Source organism: Microcoleus sp. D2_18a_B4 (assembly GCF_036702475.1).
Taxonomy (GTDB): Bacteria; Cyanobacteriota; Cyanobacteriia; order Cyanobacteriales; family Microcoleaceae; genus Microcoleus.
Map to the genome: position 1 here is coordinate 1 of NZ_JAUBTL010000057.1, position 21994 is coordinate 21994.

Here is a 21994-nt window from a genome sequence, read left to right on the forward strand (position 1 = left end):
GAATTTAACAGGCTTTTCAATTCACATATCATTTTCAGTTTGTTTTGTCAACTCCTAATACTGAACCGACGCCCTAGGTAAACTCGGACGCGGTTCTGAGGTAAGCTAAAGTTAGAGCTGTTGAGCAGAAAATAATCGAAGCTGTAACCTCGGCTTTTGATTTCGCCCTTAATAGTTTCGAGGGTTCTGCCGCCGTCGTGGCTGACAAGCCCCCGCACGTTCTCGAAAATAAATGCTTGAGGTTTAAAGGTATCAATTAACCTTGCAATCTCAAAAAATAGCGTGCCTCTGGTGTCTCCAAAGCCCTCTTTTTTGCCAGCATAGGAGAAAGACTGACAAGGAAATCCCGCTAGTAAAATTTCATGTTCAGGCAGTTTGTCAATTAATCGGATGTCGCCTAAAGGTGTGTCGGCAAAGTTTTTCTGGTAAACTAATTGAGCGTCGGAATTGATTTCGCTGCTTAATACGCATTCTGTTTCCAGATTCAAGGAACGAGCGGCGGATTCAAAGGCTAATCTCATGCCGCCTATTCCTGAGAATAAGTCAATAAAACGGATGGTTTTCATAGCCTTATTCTCGCTGGTTAAGATTGATATCTTGCACTATTGTTAACATGAGGCAGAGCGAAAATATCTGCGTTACCAAGTTCTACCTGGTAACGAAGGGAATCGCACAAACTGCTATTTCTTGCTACTAATCCATTCCTTAAGATCGTTAATCGTAAAAACTGTTTCAAAGTCCAATCCAACAGATTGATAAAACTGGGCACCACCTTGCTCCCTGTCAATCAGCGACAACACGCGATCGACTTTATAACCCGCACCGCGCAACCTTTCCACCGCCTGCATCGCCGACTTACCCGTCGTCACAACATCCTCCAAAACCGCCACATTCGTCCCCTCTGGCAACAGCGGCCCCTCAATGTACGCCATTGTCCCGTGTCCCTTCGTCTCCTTTCTGACAATTAGCGCCGGAATCGATCGACCTTCGAGAGCCGAAACCACGCTTACCGCAGTTACAATCGGGTCAGCACCCAAAGTCAAACCGCCCACAGCTTGCACATCCGACGACAGCATCGACAACAGCAAACGTCCCGTTGCCAAAGCACCTTCAGCGTGCAGCGTCACCGGTTTACAGTTAATGTAATAAGAACTTTTCTGCCCCGAAGACAGCACAAAATCGCCTTCGCGATAGGCAAACTCGCACAACAAATCTAGAAGTCGATCGCGCAACACCTTCAAATCCGCAGCATTCATAACTCACACCGTGTAAAAAACACAAATAATCCGCCGATAATCAGTTTATAGTGGAATCGGAATTAATTAAGGAGGCCCAAATATATGAGTCAAAAGTTAAAAAGCCTGAGCGGCGCGTTGATTCTCGCTGTCGCCTCTGCCGCGCTGGCATCCGTCAAACCAGCTCAAGCACAAACAGAGCGATTTCACCCGATTGCCGACGACTTCAACCGACAATACTTTGAAGCTTCAGGAGACTTTTACCACAACGTCAGCTTGCAAGGTTACTTGGGCGACTATTTAGGCATCGGTTCCCCCAGCGGCGTCGTTGCCTTTCCCGAAAAAGAAATTGAGCGGGATGCCAGCCGCGTCAACGGCCTCTACCGCCGAGTAATGCAGCGGCAGGTTTCCAGCGATCCGATTCTGCGCGTCCCAGATGCCGTCAATCCCTTCGATGCCTCAATCATGGCACTGCCTGCTGCTTGCCAGCTAGGATCTCAACCAAGCGGCTGTTTCCCCACTCCCGCCGGGCTCCAAGATCAGTCACTTCCAACACAGCAGCAAAATTTACAGCCAGATCAAGGGCCCGTTAGAGGACTTTATCAAGTAGCGCCCCCTGGCAACAATTAATCGATCGACAGTTGCGAGTTTTGAGCCGAGGCGGATTTACTAAATCTTGGATTTGTATTTTAGGAATGAGAATTAAATAACTTCCACAAGTTTGTGGGATGGGCGGGACGCCCATCCCACAATAACAATTAAAATTGTAAGTTATTTAATTCGCGAGCCTTAGAGAAAACCTCAACCCGCCCCAGAAGCTCATGTTTTGGCAATCGTTGCGGTAAACGCGCAACTAGCTTTTTTTTTAACTATCGCCCTTATTTTACAGGACTAAATATTATCCAATATTTATGGAACAATGCTGCCGTCAGGCATGATTGTTCCTTTCAAAATAGCTTCGCCCAGATTAGCTCCCGCCAAGTTCGCTCCCCGGAGATTTGCCCCGGTCAAATTAGCCCCTCTCAAATCAGCTTTGCCGAGGTTTGCCCACCGGAAATCTGCCGCGCTTAACTGTGCAAAACTGAGATTTGCCCGGAAAAGATATGCTCCAGTGAAGTGAGCTTCCCCGAGGTTAGCTTTAGAGAAATTAGCTGCATAGCAATGTGCGTCAATCAATTCGGCTTGAGTCAGATTGGCTTGACTGAGATTAGCAAAGTTGAGGTTCGCGCCCATTGCATTAACTCGAAACATCACCGCACCGATTAAATTCGCCTCTCCAAAATCGGTTTGTTGGAGATTTGCACCGCTAATATCCGCCCCAATTAAATTAGCACCGCTCAAATCAGATCCTCTGAAGTCAGCCGCTTGGAGGTTGGTTCCAGTTAAATTAGCTTTAATTAAATTAGTTTCGAGCAGTTGCGCTCCCGCAAGATTTGCTAAACTGATGTTGGATTCGGCGAGGTTTGCCGCAATTAATTTAGCCTTAAACAAATCGGTCTTAAAAAGGTTAGACCGCCAAAGATACGCACCTCTGAGATTTGCTTCGGCGAGGTTAGCTTCGCTGAGATCCGGTTCTATATTTGGGTTGAGACTTCTCCATTCAATCCAACTAACTGCACCTTTTTTTAACAGCGCTAAATGCTGTGTATTTGCCATAATTGCATCTCCTTTAACGGCTATTCCTTGCGACCAACAATTGCTGGATTTTCTCGACCCGTCACGTTTTCCACCGCCGCAATTGCTGCCTGGGAACCTGCTATAATATCTCGTTCTGCGCCGCCGAGGTAAAGCCGTCCGAAACTGCCTACAGCCTGAACCTCTAAGATGTTAATAGATGCGCCTTTTTCTGCTTCATTGGCCGCCAGCGCTGCATAGGCCGCCGGTTCTACTTCTAAGACATAAAGCGTTTGTCCCGCCAGCAGCAACTGTCCGCGGCGGGTGCGGTTGATTAATTGTGTTTGGTGGGGGTCAATGTTGCGAATAATTTGACTGGAAATCACTCGCGGTTTGATACCTTCTTCTCTGCGGACTCCCATGAATTCTAGAATTGCTTTGCCTGCGGCCCGCGTTTCCCCCTGCAGGCCCGAGTGTACTTCTAGAAGGCCGTACAAGCGTTCGACTATCTGCACTCCTGGGCGCACGGAGGCAGATTTGAGGGCGACATCGGTAATTCGGTTAATTTCGATACCGGGGGAGATTTCTATCCACAGCGACGCATCCCCCGGCAGCGGCAAGAATCCGGCGGCGATGGTGCCGATGTATGCTGCGTGCTGCGGCTGCAAGTTGTCTAGAAATACGTAGCTGCGTAGCTCTATACCCAAAAGTTTTTATCTCCGTCGATCGAGTTCCAACACTTGTATGTGCAATATCTGAGTTTACCGTTTTTTGTCAACCACACCTTGTCTATTGTCGGGACTGCCGCACTGCCTCACAACTGGGTGAGGTGCCAGACCCGCTATTTCTAGTGTCGGAGTGCCTCCGCGAGCAATCTTTAATTTTGTGCGCCTGCTAAAAATTTGATATCAATCTGTAGTTATACGTGGAACATAACCATCTTTACTGCTAGAGGTGGATTTAACTTTAAAAGCCAGCCGATATAGTTTTGATAGTTAAAGATTTTAGCCAACAGAGAGCATTTGAATTATGAAACGTTCTGATTTATCCAAAGCAATCGGTGCAGGTATTATAGCTGCTGGTTTAGCCTTAGCACCAGCTCATCTCCCTGCTTCAGCTCAGACAGATACAACTGGTGGCACTACTTCCGGTACTAACAGCACAACAACCACCACAACTCCTCGCTCCGATGTCTACAATGCTGAAACCGATCGCGATTTTGATTGGGGATGGTTGGGACTGCTAGGCTTGTCTGGTTTGTTGGGCTTGATTCCCCGCAAACGCGAAGAAAATGTCCGCTATACAACTACAACGAGCGATCGCGAACCCGCTGTGCGTAGTGACTACCGCTAAGAATTGAGTCTTAGTGCTGTCGGTCTAATGCAGGGACAGGATGTTTTAACCTGTCTGCAGATCGATATAGTTTTGATTGTTAAAGATTTTAGCCAACAGAGAGGAGCTCAATTATGAAACGTTCTGATTTATCCAAAGCAATCGGTGCAGGTATTATAGCTGCTGGTTTAGCCCTAGCACCTGCTCATCTCCCTGCTTCCGCTCAGACAGATACAACAGGCGGTACAACTTCCGGTACTAACAGCACAACAACCACCACCACTCCTCGCTCCGATGTCTACAATGCTGAAACCGATCGCGATTTTGATTGGGGATGGTTGGGATTGCTAGGCTTGTCTGGTTTGTTGGGTTTGATTCCCCGCAAACGCGAAGAAAATGTCCGCTATACAACTACAACGAGCGATCGCGAGCCTGCGGCGCGCAGTGACTACCGCTAAGAATTGAGTCTTAGTGTTGTGGGCATTATGCAGGGACAGGATGTTTTAACCTGTCTGACGATCGCCAATAATCATCAAAAAACCTCCATCCGTGAGGTTTTTTTGTTTGAGATGATGCGCGATCGAACCAGGATTAAATTGGTTACATCTGACCTATTGCACCATTTTCATGAACAGGCTTTCCGCCCGCTTCCACAAAGAGTGAATTTTCTTGCGCGCCGTTGCTCCTAGCCACTCAATAAAATCATTATGGAGAAGGGTGCAATATTTCCGATATAACCGGACTTGAAATTATTAACTTTTTCCTTTTTTCTTCCTTTATTCCTTCGCGTTCTTTGCGTCTTCGCGGTTCATTAAATAAAGACTTTTCAGACACAAAAAGACCTTAAAAAATGTTTTCGCCCGATCGATCGACTACCTCCCAAATCGCCTGCACCAACTTGTCGGGGTCTAAAGGCTTAGAAATGTGGCGCTGGAACCCCGCAGCCAGCGCCTGCTGATAGTCAATTTCTCCAGCATAAGCCGTGAGGGCGATCGCCGGAATCCGTCCCCCTTTGTCGGGCGCCAGAGCCCGCACCTGTCGCATCAACATATAACCGTCGGTATCCGGCATTCCAATATCGCTCAACAGCAAATCCGGCACAGACTGGGTTAAAACCGCCAAGGCATCGGCCGCGTTAGAAACTGCTGTCACACTTGCCCCACAATCCTCAAGCAGAAAAACCACTAAATCTAGCGCATCGGCCTCATCATCCACCGCTAACACCTTGATACCGCTCAAATTGAAGGATTGATCCGGCGCCGCAGTTCCCGCAGGACTTGTCTGAGATGGTACGGGCATCAGAGGTATCCTGACGGTCAAGGTTGCACCTTGTCCTTCGCCGGGACTGTCGGATTTCACCGTGCCGCCGTGGAGTTCGACGAGATGGCGGACGATCGCCAATCCTAAACCCAATCCACCAAACTTGCGCGTCATCGTACTGTCAGCTTGCCGGAAGTAGTCGAATACATAGGGCAGAAAATCAGGTTCGATACCTTTTCCCGTATCAGTTACAGTAATTTGGGCCAAGGTGTCCACCCGATCGAGAACGACTTCAATTTTGCCGGAGGGCGGGGTGAACTTGACGGCATTTGACAGCAAATTCCAGACTACCTGCTGAAGTCTGCCCGCATCGCCCAACACCGGGCCGAGATTCGGTGCAAATTGAGTGCTGATTGGAATCGACTTGACTTCCGCCGCCAGACGCACCGTTTCAATAGCAGCGCCGATGACCCCGGCTAAATCCACAGGTGCAATATTCAAGCTGACCTTGCCTTGCAGAATCCCCGACACGTCGAGCAAATCTTCGATAAGCTGGGTTTGCAGTTTGGCGTTGCGCTCGATCGTCTCTAAGGCGTAACGCTGCTTTTCCGGTGTCAGAAGATTCGCTCGCAGCAGCTTCGTCCAGCCCACAATCGGGTTTAAGGGAGTCCGCAATTCGTGGGACAAAACAGCCAAAAATTCGTCTTTGACGCGGTTAGCCTGTTCTGCTTCTTCCCGCGCTGCCTTTTCCCGTGCTAGAAGGCGTTCCCGTTCTGCTTCTGCAAGTTTTCGATCGGTAATATCGGTGTTGGTGCCACACCAGCGCAGCACTTGGCCTCGATCGTCGCGAATCGGCACGGCGCGGGAGAGAAACCAGCGGTACGATCCGTCTTTGCCGCGCAAAGGGAAAGTATCTTCCCAGAGTTCGCCTGTTTCAAGGCTGCGCCTAAATTTTTCGACAACGCGATCGAGGTGTTCCGGGTGGTGCACCCGTTGCCAGCCCCAGCCTTGCATTTCCTCTAGGGTGGTGCCGGTGTAGTCAAACCAGCGCTGATTATACCAGAAAATCCCCCCAGTAGCATCTGTGATCCAGGCCAACTGAGCGATGTTGTCAGCTAGAGCGCGGAACCGATCCTCGCTTTCGTGCAGCTCATGCAGAGCTCGCGCGTGCAGGATCACCGTCCAGAGGCGAGCCACCACTTCTTGCATCAGCCAAACTTCATCGGGTCGCCAGTGCCGAACCACCCTTGATGTCACCAGCAAAAGAGCCACCCAGCGCCCTTCCTCAAGGCAGGGAACATCGACCAAAGCACGAATCGACACGGCACCGTAGTTATCGACCAAATGCGCTGTATGCGGGTGATTAGCGATATCTGAGATGACAAGTGTTTGACCTGCTATAGAGAGAGCTTTCAGTTCTGGGGTCTTAAAGTCTGAGATTTGATAGATGCCGACGGTGCTGGCGAGGTCGGACTGGTGCCAGTCTTGCCGGACAATTGCCCGATCGGCTTCTACATCGATTTCGTGCCACACGCAGCGATCGACCTTTAAATATTCTCCCAGACTGTTCATCGCTTCCGACAACATTTCTGCGGGGTTGAAGCGCTGCCGCAAGCGGACTTCGAGCTCAGAGAGAAACTGCTCGTTGAGTTGGGCTTGTTTGCGATCGTGAATATCAGTATTTGTGCCGATCCACTCGACAATTTCGCCCCCTGCGTCGCGAATTGGCACGGCGCGGGACAAATGCCAGCGTTCCATGTGGTCTGCTGCCCGCCGCAGGCGCAGCTCAAGTTGATAAACTTCTCCGCTGGTTAGACATTCTTGCCAGCGGGCCCAAGATTCTGCCAAATCCGAGGGCGGGACTAGGGATTCCCAATTGTTTCTCGCTGCTTCCTCGTAAGACATTCCCAGATATTCCGACCATTTTTGTTGATTGGTAAAGCGAATTTCCCCGGCGGAGGTTACGTTCCAAATCAGGTGGGGCAGCGACTCAGCCAGGAAGCGGAAGCGGCGGTCGCTTTCTGCTAAACTTTCTTCGGCTCGTTTGCGATCGTCAATATCAATGCCGATACCAGCCCATTGCACCACCTTTCCCCCCCTGTCTTTGACGGGAACAAGTCGCGCTAGATGCCAGCGATAATTACCATCAAACCTGCGTACCCGACACTCGAATTCGTAGGCTTCCCCTGCTTCAATAGCCTTCGTGCGCGTGGCGACAACTGTTGGCAGATCATCAGGATGAAATAATTGCAGCACCGGCGCAGGCAGCGGCAATTGTGCTGGGCTCATGCCCGTATAGGTTTTCCAGTGTTGGTTGGCAAACTCTAACCTGCCGTCGGCGGTGTTGATCCACATTAATTCCGGGACGCCATCGGCGAGGGTGCGGTAGAGATTTTCGCTGTGCCGCAGTGCTTCTTCTATTTGCCGCCGCTCGGTTTTGTCCTGCATGATTTTCAGGAAACCTTGCACCTCGCCTGCTGCGTCGCGCAGGGGCCTCACCAGCCCGCTGCCCCAAAAGCGGCTGCCGTCTTTGCGGAGGTGCCAGCGCTCGTTTTCTGCCCTTCCCTGAGTCAGGGCGATGTGCCTTTCTGCTTCCGGCTTTCTAGCAGCAGAGTCTTCTGGGGTGAAGATGATGCGTCCGTCTTGCCCGACGATTTCAGCTTCGGAATAGCCCAGCAATCTCTGGGCCCCTGCGTTCCAACTGGTAATGTGTCCGTCGGTGTCGATGGTGAAGATGGCGTAATCTTTGGCGCTGTCGAGAATCAACTGCAGGTGGGTTTCACGATCGCGCAGTGCTGCTTCTGTTTTTTTGCGCTTGGTAATGTCGCTGGTGAAGCCGACAACTTTGGTCACTTCACCTTGCTGGTTGCGGATCAAACAGCCGCGTTCCCAAACATCGATCCAGCGCCCGTCTTCGTGCCGGACTCGGTACTCGATTTCATAGCGATCGGGAATATTCAAGATTGATTGCCCCCCGGCTTGGATGCGTGCCAAATCGACGGGATGGATGCGTTCTCTCCACCACTCTGGTGTTGCCGGTGCATCCTCTGGGCAGACACCGACGATCGAGCACAGTCCCTCGGAACGGTAAACTGAGTTTGCTGCCAAATCCCACTCAAACACCAGGCCGTCGATCGCCCTTGTAGCTAACTCAAAGCGGTTGTTGCTTTCTTGCAGCGCGAGTTCGGCTTTTTTGCGATCGGTAGCATCAAATAATACTCCGATAAACCGCACTGCTTCGCCTGCCGCGTCGTAGAGATAGCGCCCGAACGCGCTCAACCAGCGGATTTCTCGTGTGTCGGCCCGGATGATCCGGTATTCGGGGGAGTATAACGATCTGGTTTGCCGAGCTGTTTCTATTTCCTGTAGGACTTGCTTTAAGTCGTCTGGATGCACGCAGTTTTTCCACACAACCGCGCTTACTTCGCCGTCTGGTACTGGTTCGCAGCCCAAAATGCTGAAATGGGTCGCCGACCAAATTAGTCGATTTGTTCGCACGTCTAAATCCCAGGTTGCCATGCCTGAGCCTTCGATGGCGATGCTCAAACGTTCTTCGCTTTGTTTTAAGGCAATTTCAGTTTGTTTGCGATCGCTGATATCTGTGAGGGAACCCACGGCGCGCACGGGATTGCCTGACTCGTCCCAAATTGCTCGCCCTCTGGCTAAAACCCATTTGTAGCGCCCGTCCCCACAACGGATGCGGTACTCGCAGCAGTAATGTGAGGTTTCTCGATGCAAGTGCTGCTGCCAATTGCTTTGCATTATCTCCACATCATCGGGATGAATGTAGCTCAAATATTGGCTGAAGTTTTTGACTTCTTCGGGCCCACGTTCCAAAATCTCTAAAAAGCGATCGCTCACTACAGAGCAATTTGTTTGCAGGTTGTGATCCCAAATGCCGTCGTTGTTGCCGGCACAGGCTAGCTGCCAGCGTTCTTCGCGATCGAACAAAGCTTCTTTGGTTTGATTGGCGCGATCGATTTGTAGGGCGGCAACGGCAAAGTCTGCTAGGGCGATCGCGATCCGCAAGTCTTCGGCATCGAATTGGCGATCGTCCTCGTGAGATACAATCCATATTGCCCCCAGCAATTGATTTTCTGCTTGCAGTGGCACGACTAACGCTTCGGCGATCGGCTTTTCTAGCTGCTGTAAGTCGGTGAAGTATTTTTCTGGAGCGAAGTAAAGCTGGGGAGTTTGGCGATCGAAACCTGCTCCCGACAAACGCAATGTGCGGGGTGTGTTTGTGTGTGCTGCGGCTTCCCACGCGCCCGCCAAGGCCTCCCAGCGAAAGATTTGTTCGGAACTGCCATTTTCTTCTAGCAAGCAGACTCCGACGCTTCCTGCGCCGCACAAATCTTGAGCGATCGTCACCAGTGTTTTGAGCAGCGTGCGGGGGGAGGTTGCCAGTTGTCGGGCCAGCATTTGCAGCGCTCGGTTTTCTGCTTTGCAATCGTGCGATCGTGGGGTGCGGCGTGACAGTTCCTCGGCGATCGGAATGTCGGTTAAATTAGTTTCTGAGGTTTGCCAAGCTTCCATCAATTAGTCGTCTCTACGTCTTGCGGTCTGAGCTGGCGAGCGTATATTATCAGCGCCCTATTAAAGTATCTGCTATATTTCTATATTATCTACCCACATACAGAATATGTGAGCTATCTTGGAAATTACTTTTTAGTTTTCCGGCTAGTTGATTGGGAGCAGTCCAATTTGGTAAAAAGCGTTTTTTAGGAGTGCGAGCATCCCGATCGCTTTATATATTTTTAGCGATCGGGATGCTCGCACGAAGAGTGAAAGCTTGCACGCTTGATGATAGGAGGAGCTCTTGGGAAAGTAAAAAGCGTTGTTTAGGAGTGCTTGCGTGACCGCACAGCACAGTATATACATATAGCGAGCAAGGTGTGAAACCCGCGCCAGAGCTTGGTCTAAAATCTCGCTTTTTCCACAACAGGAATCGCGGGCTCGTATCCGTTTTTGGGCGGGGTCAAGGAATCAATTCGCCCCCACAAAGAGATAAAATAGTATTCAGAAAAGCCTTTAATTCTGGACAGACTGCGGCAGCCTCCATGAGATTTTGTCCCTCTAATATTCTTTTGGCATCCCGTGCTTTATCATAACTGCGACGTTTTCCCTGTTCAAATATTTCTTTAATCCGATAAGAAGGTGGATTATTGTGATTGACCAGTTCAGGAGAACCGCTAGGAACGGCTCTATTGCCTCCTGATATTTGCTGAATTTTTGACCAAAAAGGTAACAGCCAAGCTTCAAAGTCATGGGAAGCTGCATGGGGATAAAATTGAGGATTTTCCCCCACCCATTTTTTCATTTGAGCCTTAGCGTCTCCTGCATCTTTAAAATCTTTAGTTCCTGTATAAACATCTGTTAATGCAATTACAGCATCATAACCATCTTTTCCTAAAAAATTTTCAACTACACGCTTTAGCTTGTCTTCTTTAGGAATGCGACCGTGTTGAGGTTTAGTATCGAGTTTTGGCATTTGCTGCAAACGCGATTCCAAAAATTTTCGCAATATAGGCATAAAAGCTGTTTCTGTTTTTCCTTCTACTATGATGGCAATCTTCACGGTCTGCCTCCAATGATATTCATTGCCCAAAGCTGATCCAAGCTATAATCTTCTAACCAGTGTTCTAAGTCTATAGAGTCAGCCCAAGTTAGAGTTGTTAATCCATCTTCAGTATTGCAGACAAGCACCTCTTTAGGCTCTAAAAATCCGATCAGTCTATCTGAATGAGTTGCTACAATTAGTTGAGTTCTTTGAGAAGCTTCTCTCATAGCATGAGCTAGTTGTTGTAACAACTCTGGATGTAAACTAACTTCCGGCTCATCAATCAGCGTGACAGCGGTCAAATCTCGACTTTGCAGTAAGGTGATTAACCAGAGAAATCGCAGCGTTCCCTCGGATAGTTGGTGCATATAAAAAGGATGAGAAAAATTTCGATCCTTCCAAGTCATTGCTAAAGTTCCGGCTGCTACTGGCGGAAAACTCAACCTTTCAAAATCAGGAAAAGCTGCAGCCAGTGTATCTTGAATAATTTCAAATCGATTTGGATCTGTTTCTCGCAGATAATAAAGGCATGAAACTAAATCTTCTCCCTTGGTACCGGGCAAAGTTGCAGGACGCATAGATTGAGGTAAACGTATAGGACTTTGAGGGGAAAGATTCAACTCCCAAGCCTTATAAAAGCTACATGAAGCTAAGTGCTGCCTCAAGGTTTCTGGTTCCCGATACATCTTAGGAACCTGAGCGAGTGAGCTTTCCAAAGGATTGTACTGCCAGTTTGGACGTAGTAGCTTTTCATCGTCTGGACTGAAATATTTGACATCTAAACCGCGAGATTCAATATACTTAAAAGGTTGAGAAGCATTGGGATCGCGCTGTTGGATTAGAGTTTCTGAACCAATTTCATAGAATTGACCTTTGGTTGCAAGTTTCAGAGAATAGTTAAGGGGTTCCTGATTCTCTATAGGCATTGATAAGGAGATTGACACGCTATCAGCCCGGTCTAATGTTACCATCTGAGTTAGACCGCTCAACTCTGAAATTTTGGACTGTAACTGACCGTTCGCTGATGCTGCTAAAAGTGAGAATATTTCTAAGAAAGAACTTTTCCCAACACCGTTAGCACCAATCATCACTGTCAGATCTCGCATTTCCACCTCTGCCGAAAACAAACGGCGAAACCCCTCGATCTTTAGGCGCTCAAATGTGTTCATAACTTTTGCCCTTGAGCTTGTAGAATCGTAATATGCACAATTTTATTCCAGAATCGCGCTTTTTTCCATATCTGACTTGGACAGAAATTCAGTCTATGCCGGATAAAGAAAATACTGTGATAATTCAGCCGCTAGGTGCGATCGAACAACACGGCCCTCATTTGCCTTTAATTGTAGATGCGGCAATTAGCGCGGCGGTGACAGGCAAAGCGCTGGCAAAGTTAGACGCAAATATTCCCGCGTATGCTTTGCCGCCTTTATACTATGGCAAGTCGAACGAACACTGCCATTTTCCCGGTACAATTATGCTCAGTGCTCAGACACTTTTAGCAGTAATCAGTGAAATTGCGGAGAGTATTTATCAGGCTGGATTTCGTAAATTAGTGTTAATGAATGGTCACGGCGGACAGCCGCAGGTGATGGAAATTGCGGCGCGAGATATTCATCAAAAATATCAGAATTTTTCGGTTTTTCCGCTGTTTGTTTGGCGGGTTCCGAATGTGGCTGCTGAATTATTAACTGCGAAAGAGTTGGAGTTGGGAATTCACGCAGGTGATGCAGAAACGAGTTTGATGTTGTCAATTTTGCCCGATCAGGTGAAAATGGAACTGGCAGTTTGCGAGTACCCGCAGGGTTTACCAACAGACAGTTTGCTGAGTATGGAAGGGAATTTGCCTTTTGCTTGGCTGACGCGAGAGTTGACTGAAAGCGGTGTGTTGGGCGATGCGACGGTGGCGACGAAAGAAAAGGGCTCTCGTATTCTCGAATCTCTCTCTGACGGCTGGGCACAAGTTATCAAAGATGTTTACAAATTTCGACAGCCGGGAAGTAATTAAAAATTAAGAATTAAAAATCAAAAATTCTTCTAATTTGTGTCAAAATGAGTCTAAGAAATTTTTTGAGTTGGAAAACTAACGATGAGTGTAAATTCTAAATTGCAGCGCGCTTTTGAGCAAGGTCGCGCCCTGAAAATTATCAGCGGTTTAAATAATTTTGATGCCGCCAACGTTGCGGCTGTCGTCAAAGCAGCGGATCTCGGCGGTGCTTCCTTTGTCGATATTGCTGCAGATCGAGATTTGGTATTGATGGCAAAAGAGTTGACAAATTTGCCCATTTGTGTATCCGCTGTGGAACCGGAAAAGTTTGTGCCTGCAGTAGAAGCTGGCGCTGATTTGATTGAAATTGGCAACTTTGATGCTTTCTACGCAGTAGGCCGCCGCTTTGAAGCTGAGGAAGTTTTGCAGTTGACTCGCGAAACTCGATCGCTATTTCCGAACATCACTCTTTCGGTGACAGTTCCCCACATTTTAGCGCTCGACAAACAAGTGCAGTTAGCAATTGAATTAGTCAAAGCTGGCGCTAACATCATTCAAACAGAAGGTGGCACCAGCGCCCAACCAATTCACGCCGGCACCTTGGGATTAATTGAAAAAGCAGCGCCTACTTTGGCCGCAGCCTTTGAAATTTCCCGCGCCGTATCCGTCCCCGTACTCTGCGCTTCCGGTATCTCCAGCGTCACCGCACCCCTCGCTATTGGAGCCGGTGCTGCGGGTGTTGGTGTCGGTTCTGCTGTCAGCCAACTTAATAGCGAAGTGGCGATGATTGCGGCTGTTCGCAGTTTGGTTGAAGCTTTGGCTTTGGTTTCGCGATCGCACTTGTCGGCTTCCATTTAATTAAGAAGGAAGAAGGAAGAAGGAAGAAGGAAGAAGGAAGAAGGAAGTTCGGCAACGGATTCTGTAACGGATGTAACGGATGTAACGGATGTCAGGGAGAAGGAAGAAGGAAGTTCGGCAACGGATTCTGTAACGGATGTCAGGAAGAAGGAAGAAGGGAGAAGGAAGAAGGAAGAAGGAAGAAGGAAGAAGGAAGATTTTTTCCATACCCCACTCTCCCCTTCTCCCACTCTTCCCCTCTTCCCCTCTTCCCCTCTTCCCATCCCCCACTCTTCCACTTTTCCACTCTTCCTTAATAATTGAGAAACCACACGGCATAATCATCTAATAACTGATTGTTGCGGGAGGTTACATCAACTGATTCTAACTCAGACAAAGGCAACATAAACTTTTGGCGATCGCTGACGCGCTGCACTTCCACAAATATGCCTTCTTCCTGAACCACCAAATCCTCCAACCGATTAATTGTGAATCTATCAGTATAAGAAGGTTGAGTTTTTTTGAGCCGTGCATATTCTTTTTTGCTTCCCGAACCCATTGTATATTCTTCTTCCCATTCAAACTCTTCTATGCCGGTAACGTGGCAGGGAAGTTGAATATTTTGCTTGATGTACTCTAGATATTTGACGGAATTTTTTAGAGTACAATCAATATTTTTAGAACGCAAAATTTTGCTGATTTTATTTTCAAATTGCTGGGTATTAAATGGGATATTTTTATCGAGATGCGCTAACATTTCTGGATCGAACCCCGCTCTCAATTCGGATAATTCCTCCAGCAGGCTCTGAAAGTCGTTGACCGGTTTCGGTCTTCTGCCTGCTACAATGGTTTCATCAAGCTGAACTGGAGGAAGTTCGGATTGTGAAGAAAGGGATTGGCTTTGATCTGGGCGATCGTCCACTTTAGACTTGTTAACTTTAGACTTGTTAACTTTAGGCTGGTTAACTTTAGGCTTGTTAAATTTAGGCATCGCTCGGTCTCGCTGGATCGGTTTATCAATAAAGTATATCTTGGCAGAAGTACATTCGTGTCTGATAGGAGGAATCTGTAATGCAACTACTGAAATCACCTGATGAATCGCCAGTCTATCAAGGACAATTCGGCGAGTTTACGATTACTCAAAACGATCGCACGGGAGTGTTGATTTACCGCGCTGGATTGGGGGTGGCGGCGCTGTGTTTTGCGATCGGCGCTACTCTGGTGCTACAACAGGGCGACAACCCGATGGCAATCCAAGCTGTAACGCCTGTTTTTGCTTGTTTCTGGATAGCTTTAGGCGTCAGCTTGGCAACTATTCACATTTACATGATTGCGCTGCACCGCACACTACAGGCGTTTTGGGCGATCGGCGGCGCGGCAGCATTGTTTGTCGCCCTACAAAGCAGCCAACCTCTAGCTTTAGCAGTGTACGAACATCCCGCCACGTTGTGGGGAATTGGCTTTACTTTTGCAGCCTTAAATGGCATTTATTTTAAGGAAGCATTCTGCTTTAATCGCCTCGAAACTAAGTTTTTGACTCCGGGAGTTCCTCTCTTAATTTTAGGACATATTTTCGGGTTTTTGTCAGCCGAAAATGAACAATTTTTGCTGGCAGTTTGGGCGGCTTTGTTTATCATCTTTGCTGTACGCAAGTTTTTTCAACCGATGCCGCAGGATATCGGGGATAAAAGCGTTTTTGAGTATCTGAAACACCAATAATTTGGGAATGGGGCATTGGGAATGGGGCATTGGGCATTGGGAAATTCTATCACTTTCCCAGTATTTCCCTCTTCCCCAGTCTCGCCGAATCTGCCTCCATACCCGAAAACATCTAGATCGAGTTAAAATGAGAATTCGTCTAATCCGCCGCCGAGAAATGTGGGCAGTTACCAGGGAAGGTTGGGTAATTGCTCTGATGGGATTAATAATTGCAATGATCTTAATTCTCACAAATATCCATCCGTTTTTGGCGGTAAATGCGCCGCTTAAAGCAGATATATTGGTTGTCGAAGGCTGGTTGCCGGATTATGCGATCGAAAGTGCGATCGCCGAATTCAAAAAAGGCGAATACCGCCAATTAATTACCACAGGAGTTCCTTTAAGTAAAGGCTACTATCTCGCTGAATATAAAAATTATGCTGCACTAACTGCCGCGACTTGTATTGCGCTAGGATTTGATAAAAACAAAGTAGTAGCAGTACCAGCAGCGAGTGTTGTCAAACACCGCACTGCTGCTTCTGCGATCGCACTTCGGGATTGGCTGGCTGCTTCTGCCATAAAAGTTGACTCAATTAATCTTTATTCTTTTGGCCCTCACGCCCGCAGAAGTTGGATTGTTTTCAAAGAAGTGCTGAATCCTGAGATAAAAGTCGGGATTATAGCGGCGGAACCGCAAGATTACAATTCCCAAGAATGGTGGAAATCCAGCGAAGGTTTTCGGACTGTAATCGGAGAAATTATTGCTTATATTTACGCCCGTTTCGTAGATTGGAAAACCTAGCCAGTAATTGTCAATCTTTCTCTTAATTCCCTTCGCGTTCTTAGCGCCTTCGCGGTTCGTAAAAAAATATTTATATAACAGTTTTAAATCCGTGGAAATACAGAACACGGCAGTGCCGTTTCCCTACCCGGACATCTGTGAAAATACAGGACAGGGCAGTGCCATTTCCCTACCCAAGGAATACAGGAGACGGCAGTGCCGTTTCCCTACTATATTTAACCAAAAATGATAAAATTATTCTCAGATAAGTTGAGGGTAACTCGTTGCTAGAAGAACGCGCTTACTGGTTGGCATGGTCGCAGATTAACGGTATAGGGCCGATTTTGTTGCAGAGATTGCACCAAAATTTCAAGAGTTTGGCAGAAGCTTGGACGGCAAAATCAGTAGATTTAATGCGAATCGAAGGGTTTGGCAAGCAGATAATTGAAACCATTGTGCAAGAACGAACTAAACTTAATCCTGAAGAATTTATCGCCAAACATCTTATAAAAAATCCCTGTTTTTGGACGCCCGCAGATCCAGATTATCCCCGCTTATTATTGGAAATTCCCAATCCGCCACCAGTGTTGTACTATCGTGGTAATGTCGATCGCAAAGAGAATCAAGGAATTACGCCGACGGTGGCAATTGTTGGTACTCGCAGCCCTTCGGAATACGGCAGAAGGTGGACTCGGAAAATTAGTACGGCTTTGGCTAAAAGTGATTTTACTGTGGTTTCGGGATTGGCGGCGGGCATTGATACAGAGGCTCATACAGGCTGTTTGGAGGCGGGAGGAAGGACTTTCGCAGTAGTGGGGACGGGGGTAGATATTGTATATCCTAAACAAAATGAGAGGTTGTGCGATCGCATTTTGCAGCAGGGATTGGTAATTAGTGAATATCCGGCGGGCACTCAACCGAATAAAACTAATTTTCCCCGCCGAAATCGCATAATTGCTGGCTTAAGCCGCGCTACAATCGTGATAGAAGCTCCGCACAAATCGGGTGCTTTAATTACTGCTTATCAAGCTAATGATTTTTGCCGGGATGTATATGTTTTGACGGCAAGATTGGATGATGAGCGTTCGTTTGGGTGTTTGGAGTTGCTGAGTAAAGGTGCTCATCCGATTCTGCCTGGTCGCGATCGACTTTTAAGCGAAGACAGGTTGTTGGAAATGCTCGGAGCTATGCCAAAATTGGATAGAGCCGAGCAGTTGTCGCTATTTCCCCCAAATCCGACGGTTGAGAAGCAAGGGCCGCCGTTGGAGCCGGAATTGGCTAAGGTGTTAAGTGCGATCGTATCTGGGCCGATTTCTTTTGATGTAATTGTGGAAGCGTCTGGATTAGAAGCGGGAACAGTTTCTAGTATACTTTTGCAGTTGGAATTGTTGGGATTAGTTTCGCAGTTACCGGGAATGCGATATCAGCGGTGCTGATTTGGAATGTTAGGTTAAATCGGGTTTTATTCCCTTGATTATTCGGCGGTTGAAACCGCTTAATAGTCAAACTCTCATCCGCCGACGCGGAGTGAAAACACGAGTATTTAACCCGGATTTTGGGTCAGTTCGATGCTAGAGCACTTTATATCAAATCTGTTAGCATCGGAATTATTCCTATCTCTATTCTCGACCTCTGCGTGAATCAGCGTCAATCCATTGTTATCTGCGACCCGAGAAATTATCTTTTTAAAGCCGCAGATACAGGCAGATAAACACAGATTAACGCAGATGAATTATATGACTTCCGGTTGCACCGTCCGTGGTTGACAGTTGACTGGATTTTACGCCCGACGATGCTACCGGATTTGATATTAGCTATGAGACAGGGGTTAAAAACCCCTGTCGTACTATGAGACTCAGGATTTTCTCGGAATGCCGAAATCTGCGTAATCAACCCGAACTCGCTCTTAAATCAATCCGAAATTAACTGCACTAATACTGCTAGCAGAAACTCCGGTGAGAGAGGCTAAAATCTCCCCTGTTTGTGCAAACCGGATTAATGTTGCACCGCTATCTTCAGCAATTGTCAATTGCGAGAAACTCAGTCCGTTCCCCAATACTAACAAGTCTTTACCGACTTCAAAATCGGTAATCGTATCAGTACCGGAATTGGTAAAGAGTAGGAATTTATCGACTCCCATTCCTCCTGTCAAAGTATCCATTCCCAAACCGCCATTCAGCAAATCATCTCCCTTACCTCCGTAAAGAATATCATCACCATCACCCCCATTCAAAATGTCAGCACCGCTGCTGGCCAACAAGGTATCATCACTACTACTTCCGAGCAAAGGGTCGCTACCTTTTGGGTTGGAGACAGCAGTTACTGTCACCTGCTGCGGTGAATTCGAGTTAGCCGGAGTGAAAGTTAAACTATTAGCCGAAACTGTTCCCTCGGCAACATTTGTTGTAGTTAATCCGGAGATTGGGTTAACTGTCAAGCCAGCTTGGTCATCATTAGTAATAGTTGTGGTAGCGGTAGCAGTGGTAATTGTCGGTGTAGAATTTAATCCAGAGGGATTTGACAGCCTAACATTAATGGTTTCATTGGGTTCGATCGCGGTATCGCCTAAAACATCAAGAGTAATGGTTTTCGATGTCTCGCCCGCTGCAAAATTAATCGGACCACTCGCGCTATTGGCACCGGATGTGCCGCGGATGTTGTTGTAGTCCCTGACGTTGCTAGCAGTTCCGGCGATCGTATAATTGACGCTACTTCTCAACTCAGTGGAACCGGTGCGGGTAACAGTAAACGTGATCGCAGTTCTGCCAGTGTTGCCTTCAGTAACGGTTGCAGTACCAGGACTAATTGCGTAGTTGATCGGATTAAGCAGAATTGTCACCTTGCTAGCACCTGATCCGATGCGATCGCCACGCCCAGTCATCACCCTGTTAAATCCGGCGTAAATATCCGAATTGACAGGCCCACTAGCATCAGCTTGACCGTTGAGGGCGTAAAGATACGGCGGCGAATTCAAGCTACCTTGTAGTCCGCTTTTGTTATCCCACGCAATTTTTTCGTTGCTGACTTCTAACTCGAGGCGGGAACCGTTGGTGACCAAGTTAGGCACATTTCCTCCGGTAAGTTGTGCGCCAGGGGGTGTATTGTACTCATTCCCGAAAACTGCCATACCCCCGTTAACAATCTGCATCTCGGCATCGCGGCTTTGATTGCCTGAATCCCCTCCATAGCCGTCGTTTGACACAGAGTCGCCGATATTTACCGTCCATCCTGAGGGGATTTTGTCGTATTCAACGATAAATTTTGCTTTTTTGATGTTGCCGCTAAAATTGATTTTGGCTACCGCTTCTAACCAACTGTCTGCGTTTGAGTCGGTAGGGGTATTGACTAGAGAAATAAACTGGTTTGGCCCACCAGTAATTGTGCCTGTTTTGAGGTTGATTTGGTACGGACTCAGGCTTGAAGGTAGACTGTTGGCTGCAATAGTTAATGTTGTTTTTTTTGTTCTACCGACACCGGCAACGCCACCGGCGATTGTGCCCAAGTTGAGAATTGCGGTTTCGGCGTTTTCAGCGAGATTGTCAGGTTTGATAGTAACTGCAACATTCTGGGTGAGTGCGGTACCAGTTGCACCTGCGGGGAATGTAATCGAGGTAGGGGAAAGGGTGTAGTCTGAATTAGGGGTGGCTGTGCTGCTGGGGTCGATGACAATTGGCACTGTTACAGCAGCGTCAGGAGTGCGGCTGAGAGTGACGGGAATATTAACTACCGTGTCTGCGGTTCCTTCTGTGGCGCTGTAAGTTGCCGCACCGAAATTTACCACCGGAGATGTATTCAGCAGAATTGAGGTGTTTTGACCGCCAAAGTTCGCCGTAGCTACATCAGATAAGCCATCTTTGTTATAATCACCTACAACAATACCTTGGGGATTGCCTCCCACAACAAAATTAGTGGCAGTGCCAAAGCTGCCATTGCCACTTCCAAACAAGACGGAGACATTGTTCGATGAATTGTTGGCTGTGGCTAAATCGACTTTTCCATCGGCATTGAAGTCACCCCTAGCAATAGCAAGGGGTTGTGATCCAACGCTAAAGTTGGTAGCTGCACTAAAGCTTCCCGTGCCATTTCCTAACAGTATTGATACGTTGTTTGAGCCTTCATTGCTGGTTGCTAAGTCAGGATTTTTGTCTCCGTTAAAGTCTCCTAAAGCAATGTAATTAGGGCGATTTCCAACGGTAAAGTTAGTGGCGGGGGCGAAAGTGCCATTAGCATTCTGCAACAGGATGGATACGCTGTTAGAACCCGAGTTCGCTGTCGCTAAGTCTGACTTGCCATCTTTGTTAAAGTCGCCGACAACCACAAAATAGGGAGTTGACCCCACGCTCAAATTAGTAGCTGCGCCAAAAGTACCATTACCATTACCCCGCAAGATGGAGACGTTGTTAGAGGTTCTATTGGCTGTAGCTAAATCTGAATTGCCGTCCCCGTTGAAGTCTGCCACAGCGACGGTATAGGGGCTTGACCCCACACCAAAGTAGGTGGCTGCACCAAAAGTGCCATTACCATTCCCTAACAGGAGAGAAACGTTGTTAGTCGCATTATTAGCCGTAACCAAGTCAGAATTACCGTCTTTGTTAAAGTCGCCTACAGCGACAGACCACGTATTGAGCCCGGTCGGCGGGCTGGTGTTAAGATTAGTGGCAGCGCTAAATTGGCCAGTGCCATTTCCCAATGCGATCGAGACGTTGCGATTAACTCCAGTGCTGGCAAAGGCTAGGTCAAGGTTGCCGTCTTTGTTAAAATCGCCACTGGCAACTTTACGGAGACTGTATGTTATGGGAAAGTTAGTCGCAGCAGCAAAAGTAGACAGAACATACTCGTAACCTGCTAATACTTCGGCTTCAAATACCAGCGGCGTTTCTATTTCCCCAGTTCTGACTTCCAGTTCCCAGTCGCCGCCCTTTGCTACACTTCCGGTGAGGTTTTGGGAAGCCGCAACCGACGCGCCGGTTAACTCACTCAAGCGTTTGACAAATGCTTTACCTGTCTCGCCTGCTGCTACGGAACACCCGTACAGCAGGATATTCGGTCGATTTTTGCTCCTTGAGTCGGTTTGTGGCGAAAACCATTGCTGTAGAGAATCCCGATCGCACTCTATATCATCTAAACTCAAGCTACCGTCGCCCAATTGCAAGCTGCCGGGAGCACCGTGAGAAACAATGTGAATGCTGTCAATATTGGTACGAAGAGCTAAAATTTGAGTAATTTGGTCGATCGCATCCCGGTTCCCATCCAAAACGACTACTTCCGTACCCGGTTTTACCCCAGCGACTAAACTTTGGTAATTTTCTACTTGAGTGTCGATAAAGGCGATCGCACTTGGTGAAACTTGATTATTTAAATTTGGCATACTGCACCTACTAATAGCTAAAAAAAGACAAGGATTCCCCTGTTTCGCGACTTGCATCCGAAACACTTTCTGAAGGTTGTAGTAACCATAACTGTTTTTTAAGAAAATCTATATAAAGTTTTCTTTATAAACACCTTTTTATTTAAAGTTTTGATAAACTTGGGGGATTTTATTAAGTAATATTACGGATTAGCCAAGGCGAGGTGGAGGAAATAACACAAAAACAATTTAATAGCAAGTGTCATTATACTGAAATATTAAGAGCGGGATTTTTGATAGATATCTGCGCTCAAGTTGGGCCGTTCGTTTCAAGCCCTAGCGGACT

At 47.6% G+C, this 21994-nt stretch carries 18 protein-coding genes; 8 read left to right on the forward strand and 10 right to left on the reverse strand.

Features of this window, described 5'->3' with window-relative positions:
- Window positions 1-47: 47 nt before the first annotated feature.
- On the reverse strand, window positions 48-566 hold the full coding sequence (gene dcm, locus QUB04_RS25745; RefSeq protein WP_333288781.1) for a DNA (cytosine-5-)-methyltransferase: 519 nt from the start codon (window positions 564-566) through the stop codon (window positions 48-50).
- Between the two features lie 114 nt (window positions 567-680).
- Window positions 681-1256, reverse strand: coding sequence for an orotate phosphoribosyltransferase (pyrE, locus tag QUB04_RS25750; RefSeq protein ID WP_333288783.1), 576 nt, complete (start codon window positions 1254-1256; stop codon window positions 681-683).
- 84 nt (window positions 1257-1340) lie between these two features.
- On the opposite strand from pyrE, the gene QUB04_RS25755 reads away from it, so the two are divergent.
- A complete protein-coding gene (locus QUB04_RS25755) occupies window positions 1341-1865 on the forward strand; it encodes a hypothetical protein (RefSeq protein WP_333288785.1) in 525 nt (174 codons plus the stop codon).
- A 279-nt stretch (window positions 1866-2144) separates the two neighbouring features.
- Here QUB04_RS25755 and QUB04_RS25760 read toward each other — a convergent pair whose 3' ends face one another.
- Together QUB04_RS25760 and QUB04_RS25765 are read right to left on the reverse strand one after the other, a co-directional pair.
- A complete protein-coding gene (locus QUB04_RS25760) occupies window positions 2145-2891 on the reverse strand; it encodes a pentapeptide repeat-containing protein (RefSeq protein ID WP_333288787.1) in 747 nt (248 codons plus the stop codon).
- Window positions 2892-2911: 20 nt separating this feature from the next.
- Window positions 2912-3556: a hypothetical protein gene (locus QUB04_RS25765; RefSeq protein ID WP_333160944.1), complete on the reverse strand. Its 645-nt coding sequence runs from the start codon at window positions 3554-3556 to the stop codon at window positions 2912-2914.
- A 322-nt stretch (window positions 3557-3878) separates the two neighbouring features.
- Between QUB04_RS25765 and QUB04_RS25770 the strand changes: the two genes are divergently transcribed.
- Both QUB04_RS25770 and QUB04_RS25775 read left to right on the forward strand, forming a co-directional pair.
- A complete protein-coding gene (locus QUB04_RS25770; protein ID WP_333213733.1) occupies window positions 3879-4202 on the forward strand; it encodes a WGxxGxxG family protein in 324 nt (107 codons plus the stop codon).
- 113 nt (window positions 4203-4315) lie between these two features.
- Window positions 4316-4639: a WGxxGxxG family protein gene (locus QUB04_RS25775; RefSeq protein WP_333288789.1), complete on the forward strand. Its 324-nt coding sequence runs from the start codon at window positions 4316-4318 to the stop codon at window positions 4637-4639.
- Between the two features lie 385 nt (window positions 4640-5024).
- On the opposite strand, the gene QUB04_RS25780 is transcribed toward QUB04_RS25775, so the two are convergent.
- The 3 genes from QUB04_RS25780 to QUB04_RS25790 form a co-directional block, all read right to left on the reverse strand.
- Window positions 5025-9977, reverse strand: a complete 4953-nt coding sequence (locus QUB04_RS25780; RefSeq protein ID WP_333288791.1) for a PAS domain-containing protein — start codon at window positions 9975-9977, stop codon at window positions 5025-5027.
- A 442-nt stretch (window positions 9978-10419) separates the two neighbouring features.
- A complete protein-coding gene (locus QUB04_RS25785; RefSeq protein WP_333288793.1) occupies window positions 10420-11049 on the reverse strand; it encodes a DUF4276 family protein in 630 nt (209 codons plus the stop codon).
- On the reverse strand, window positions 11016-12170 hold the full coding sequence (locus QUB04_RS25790) for an AAA family ATPase (RefSeq protein WP_333288795.1): 1155 nt from the start codon (window positions 12168-12170) through the stop codon (window positions 11016-11018). The genes QUB04_RS25785 and QUB04_RS25790 overlap by 34 nt, the downstream gene beginning before the upstream one ends.
- Before the next feature lie 32 nt (window positions 12171-12202).
- On the opposite strand from QUB04_RS25790, the gene QUB04_RS25795 reads away from it, so the two are divergent.
- A complete protein-coding gene (locus QUB04_RS25795; protein ID WP_333288797.1) occupies window positions 12203-13006 on the forward strand; it encodes a creatininase family protein in 804 nt (267 codons plus the stop codon).
- Window positions 13007-13087: 81 nt separating this feature from the next.
- On the forward strand, window positions 13088-13843 hold the full coding sequence (locus QUB04_RS25800; RefSeq protein ID WP_333288799.1) for a DUF561 domain-containing protein: 756 nt from the start codon (window positions 13088-13090) through the stop codon (window positions 13841-13843).
- Here QUB04_RS25800 and QUB04_RS25805 read toward each other — a convergent pair.
- The gene (locus QUB04_RS25805) at window positions 13840-14121 is read right to left on the reverse strand and encodes a hypothetical protein (RefSeq protein ID WP_333288801.1); all 282 of its coding nucleotides are present in this window, start codon (window positions 14119-14121) and stop codon (window positions 13840-13842) included. The genes QUB04_RS25800 and QUB04_RS25805 overlap by 4 nt on opposite strands.
- A 14-nt stretch (window positions 14122-14135) precedes the next feature.
- Window positions 14136-14813, reverse strand: a complete 678-nt coding sequence (locus QUB04_RS25810; RefSeq protein ID WP_333288802.1) for a calcium-binding protein — start codon at window positions 14811-14813, stop codon at window positions 14136-14138.
- An 80-nt stretch (window positions 14814-14893) separates the two neighbouring features.
- On the opposite strand from QUB04_RS25810, the gene QUB04_RS25815 reads away from it, so the two are divergent.
- The 3 genes from QUB04_RS25815 (at window position 14894) to dprA (ending at window position 17737) form a co-directional block, all read left to right on the forward strand.
- Window positions 14894-15541 (forward strand): DUF2301 domain-containing membrane protein, encoded by a 648-nt coding sequence (locus QUB04_RS25815; RefSeq protein WP_333288804.1) that lies wholly within the window; start codon window positions 14894-14896, stop codon window positions 15539-15541.
- Window positions 15542-15668: 127 nt separating this feature from the next.
- The gene (locus QUB04_RS25820) at window positions 15669-16322 is read left to right on the forward strand and encodes a YdcF family protein (protein ID WP_333288806.1); all 654 of its coding nucleotides are present in this window, start codon (window positions 15669-15671) and stop codon (window positions 16320-16322) included.
- Window positions 16323-16585: 263 nt separating this feature from the next.
- Entirely contained in the window at window positions 16586-17737 is a 1152-nt protein-coding gene (dprA, locus tag QUB04_RS25825; protein ID WP_333288808.1) for a DNA-processing protein DprA, read from the forward strand.
- A 470-nt stretch (window positions 17738-18207) separates the two neighbouring features.
- On the opposite strand, the gene QUB04_RS25830 is transcribed toward dprA, so the two are convergent.
- Window positions 18208-21669 carry a DUF4347 domain-containing protein gene (locus QUB04_RS25830; RefSeq protein WP_333288810.1) on the reverse strand — a complete coding sequence of 1154 codons (3462 nt, stop codon included), beginning with the start codon at window positions 21667-21669 and terminating at the stop codon, window positions 18208-18210.
- Window positions 21670-21994: the final 325 nt, after the last annotated feature.

What these genes read in the sequence shown, in the direction of transcription:
- QUB04_RS25795 (WP_333288797.1), top strand. Translation starts at nt 12,203, where the DNA reads ATGCACAATTTTATTCCAGAATCGCGCTTTTTTCCATATCTGACTTGG.
- QUB04_RS25815 (WP_333288804.1), top strand. Translation starts at nt 14,894, where the DNA reads ATGCAACTACTGAAATCACCTGATGAATCGCCAGTCTATCAAGGACAA.
- QUB04_RS25820 (WP_333288806.1), top strand. Translation starts at nt 15,669, where the DNA reads ATGAGAATTCGTCTAATCCGCCGCCGAGAAATGTGGGCAGTTACCAGG.
- QUB04_RS25800 (WP_333288799.1), top strand. Translation starts at nt 13,088, where the DNA reads ATGAGTGTAAATTCTAAATTGCAGCGCGCTTTTGAGCAAGGTCGCGCC.
- QUB04_RS25810 (WP_333288802.1), bottom strand. Translation starts at nt 14,813, where the DNA reads ATGCCTAAATTTAACAAGCCTAAAGTTAACCAGCCTAAAGTTAACAAG.
- QUB04_RS25780 (WP_333288791.1), bottom strand. Translation starts at nt 9,977, where the DNA reads ATGGAAGCTTGGCAAACCTCAGAAACTAATTTAACCGACATTCCGATC.
- QUB04_RS25760 (WP_333288787.1), bottom strand. Translation starts at nt 2,891, where the DNA reads ATGGCAAATACACAGCATTTAGCGCTGTTAAAAAAAGGTGCAGTTAGT.
- pyrE (WP_333288783.1), bottom strand. Translation starts at nt 1,256, where the DNA reads ATGAATGCTGCGGATTTGAAGGTGTTGCGCGATCGACTTCTAGATTTG.
- QUB04_RS25790 (WP_333288795.1), bottom strand. Translation starts at nt 12,170, where the DNA reads ATGAACACATTTGAGCGCCTAAAGATCGAGGGGTTTCGCCGTTTGTTT.
- QUB04_RS25770 (WP_333213733.1), top strand. Translation starts at nt 3,879, where the DNA reads ATGAAACGTTCTGATTTATCCAAAGCAATCGGTGCAGGTATTATAGCT.
- QUB04_RS25775 (WP_333288789.1), top strand. Translation starts at nt 4,316, where the DNA reads ATGAAACGTTCTGATTTATCCAAAGCAATCGGTGCAGGTATTATAGCT.
- QUB04_RS25755 (WP_333288785.1), top strand. Translation starts at nt 1,341, where the DNA reads ATGAGTCAAAAGTTAAAAAGCCTGAGCGGCGCGTTGATTCTCGCTGTC.
- dcm (WP_333288781.1), bottom strand. Translation starts at nt 566, where the DNA reads ATGAAAACCATCCGTTTTATTGACTTATTCTCAGGAATAGGCGGCATG.
- QUB04_RS25830 (WP_333288810.1), bottom strand. Translation starts at nt 21,669, where the DNA reads ATGCCAAATTTAAATAATCAAGTTTCACCAAGTGCGATCGCCTTTATC.